The sequence below is a fragment of the Pseudomonas sp. KCJK9000 genome (assembly GCF_046230725.1).
In the GTDB taxonomy this organism is placed as follows: domain Bacteria; phylum Pseudomonadota; class Gammaproteobacteria; order Pseudomonadales; family Pseudomonadaceae; genus Aquipseudomonas; species Aquipseudomonas promysalinigenes.
In genome coordinates this window covers 1-2,409 of sequence record NZ_JBJJLN010000119.1, presented here as the reverse complement: position 1 = coordinate 2,409, position 2,409 = coordinate 1, and the positions used below count along the sequence as shown (strand labels likewise).

5 protein-coding genes are annotated in these 2,409 nt (G+C 58.2%); all 5 read right to left on the bottom strand.

What is annotated here, in order from left to right; genetic code table 11:
* Window positions 1-19: 19 nt before the first annotated feature.
* Window positions 20-460: a hypothetical protein gene (locus ACK59H_RS22820; RefSeq protein WP_060480401.1), complete on the bottom strand. Its 441-nt coding sequence runs from the start codon at window positions 458-460 to the stop codon at window positions 20-22.
* A gap of 26 nt (window positions 461-486) precedes the next feature.
* Window positions 487-807, bottom strand: coding sequence for an AzlD domain-containing protein (locus tag ACK59H_RS22815; RefSeq protein ID WP_060480400.1), 321 nt, complete (start codon window positions 805-807; stop codon window positions 487-489).
* Window positions 786-1,487, bottom strand: a complete 702-nt coding sequence (locus ACK59H_RS22810; RefSeq protein ID WP_060480399.1) for an AzlC family ABC transporter permease — start codon at window positions 1,485-1,487, stop codon at window positions 786-788. The genes ACK59H_RS22815 and ACK59H_RS22810 overlap by 22 nt, the downstream gene beginning before the upstream one ends.
* A complete protein-coding gene (locus ACK59H_RS22805; RefSeq protein WP_060480398.1) occupies window positions 1,484-1,966 on the bottom strand; it encodes an N-acetyltransferase in 483 nt (160 codons plus the stop codon). Before ACK59H_RS22805 ends, ACK59H_RS22810 begins: the two co-directional genes overlap by 4 nt.
* Window positions 1,950-2,409 (bottom strand): 2OG-Fe dioxygenase family protein (locus ACK59H_RS22800; protein ID WP_409264975.1); only part of this gene is annotated, 460 nt, incomplete at its 5' end. The genes ACK59H_RS22805 and ACK59H_RS22800, both read right to left, overlap by 17 nt.

Here is a 2,409-nt window from a genome sequence, read left to right as displayed (position 1 = left end):
AGGTATCCCGTGGCTTTTTTCATTGCGCCAAAGGTGAGCCGTCGGGGCCAAGCTCCTGCAGCACTTCGGCGAGGTTCAGGCCCACCGCCAGGGCCAAGACGCTGACTTCGCCCTCGCAGCCGGCCGGAACCACCGTGGCTTCGCTTTCGGCGCCGAGCACCATTTGTTCACCTTGTGCTACATGCCGTTCAGAGCCATCGGCCATTTCCAAGACCAAGCTGCCAGAGGTGGCAAACAGCAGCAGATCGCTCTGCGGGCTCAGGCGGGCAGGGCTTTGCAGGTGGCGGTACTCGGCGATCCACCCATCGCGTAGAAAGGTCTTGCTCAGGGCATAAGCCAGCGAGCATTCCAGCGACAAGTCAGCCAGTTCACCCAGCACTTGGTCTTGAGGGACTTGGGGCATCAGGCGGGAAAACTCGCTCAGGTTGGTCAAGGTGATCTTCCGGCGAGCACGGCTCATAGAGGTTTCCTTTTCAAATCCGTACCTCAAGCCAGCAGCGTGATCGCCACGTGCGCGGCAACACCGGCACACACGCTGTAGATCAAGCTTCTCGTCCAGTAAGCGACGATGACCACCGGAATCGCCGCCAGCAGATCGGTCGTCAGGCCCAGCAGCGAGCCGTCCTTGGCCACTAGCAGAGCGGGTACGGTGATGCTGGCGATGATCGCGACCGGCAGGTATTCAATGACGTCATTGAACAGCTTGGGAGACTTCTCCATCTTCAGCAGAAATGGGGTGGCGCGGGTCAGGTAAGTGATGGCGGCCATGAGCATCACCGCTGCGATCAGGTAGTTCTTTTCAGGCATAACCCGGCTCCACAGCCTACGGCAGTTGCGATGAATACGTTCAAGGGCGAGGGCGCGTACATGTTCAATAGGCAGGTGGTGACGACCACCACCAGGGCGATGACGGCTTTGGTGAATGTGCTGCACAGCGAGATCAGCACGAAGATCATCATGGCGGTCAGGGCATAGTCCAGCTTGAACTGGGAAAACCGGTTCAACGCATCCGAGGCCACCGCACCCAATACCGCGCCGGCGATCCAGCTGGCATGGCAATAGGTATTGAACTGCAGCAGGTAGGCCGCCGACGTGGGCCTGCCATTTTCCAGGCGTTGGCTATGGAAGGCGAACGACTCATCGGTCAGACCGAAGGCATACAGCAGCTTCTGCGGTTTGCTGATCGGCAGCTGCGCGCTGCGTTTGGACATGTACATCGCCATCAGCATGTGCCGCGAATTGATCAGCAGTGTCGACAGGGCGATGGTGATCAAAGGGGCATGGCTGGTCATCAGCGCCAGTGCGGCGAATTGCGCCGCCCCGGCGTAGACGAACAGGCACATCGCCGCCGGCAGCCACAAGGGCAGGCCGGCGTTGATGCACATCACACCAAACACGAAGCTGACGACGAAATACCCCGTCACGATCGGCAAGGCGTCGACCAGGCTCTCCTTGCGTGAAGCGCTAAGCAATACCGACGAAGTCACAGGTCGACCTCGCAGGTGATTTCACCACGGGTTTGCTCGAACCCCTGCTTCTGCCAGAAACTCAGTGCTTTGAGGTTGTCATCCTCGACGAACAGAAATACCCTGCGGATGCCATGCTGGCGAAAATCATTGAGGATGGAGCTTGCCAGTGAGGTGCCGATCCTGCTCTGGCGATAATCCGGCGCCACCGCCATGTGGTTGATCGTACCCCGCGTACCCATCAAGCCGCCGGTCACCGCGCCAACGATAGTGCCGGTCTGGTTTTCGGCCATGTAGCAGTAAGTGTGCTCGGAGCCCAGCAAGCCTTGAAGCAGACCCTCGTCCTGCCAGTCGCAGAACGAGGTTTCCTCGAAACGTCGGAAAAAGTCGACGATCTTACGGGCGTGAAATGGCGTGGCTTTTTTGATGCTCAGACCATTGATATGTTCGGCCGGTGAGAACTTCGGCGCCTGGCCGATATAACTAATCGATAATGTCATGCTCGCTGCCCGGTCGAGAGAAAGAAATCGCGATAATCTGCCGGTAGCCCATTTCAGAGGCGCTGGGGTTGATCGCCGGCGTTACGTAGTGCTGCAACTCCCGATCGAGAAAATACGTGGTGTCGAGAATATTCAAATAGGTACCGGAGTCGATCACGTTCGATTGCTTGTCGTAGATGTTGCTGGTGGCACCTTCAACATTGTGACGGCCCCAGAAGTGTACGCCACTGAATGGATAACCGTCGCAGTGGATGCCTTCTGGCGTGATTTCGATTTGTGCACCCGGTTTGATCTCGATGCGGATCTGGTGCACCTGGCATTGCCAATTGACCGTATGCAGCTCCTGCGGCAGCACGGCCTTGTAGACGTCGAAGTCCAGGCGGATCAGCGAGCGCAGGATCGGTGAGTTGAAGACCTCCGCGCTGATGTCGTCGAAGTGCCGC

Coding starts and splice junctions, on each gene's coding strand:
- ACK59H_RS22820 (WP_060480401.1), bottom strand. CDS start 460: ATGAGCCGTGCTCGCCGGAAGATCACCTTGACCAACCTGAGCGAGTTT.
- ACK59H_RS22815 (WP_060480400.1), bottom strand. CDS start 807: ATGCCTGAAAAGAACTACCTGATCGCAGCGGTGATGCTCATGGCCGCC.
- ACK59H_RS22805 (WP_060480398.1), bottom strand. CDS start 1,966: ATGACATTATCGATTAGTTATATCGGCCAGGCGCCGAAGTTCTCACCG.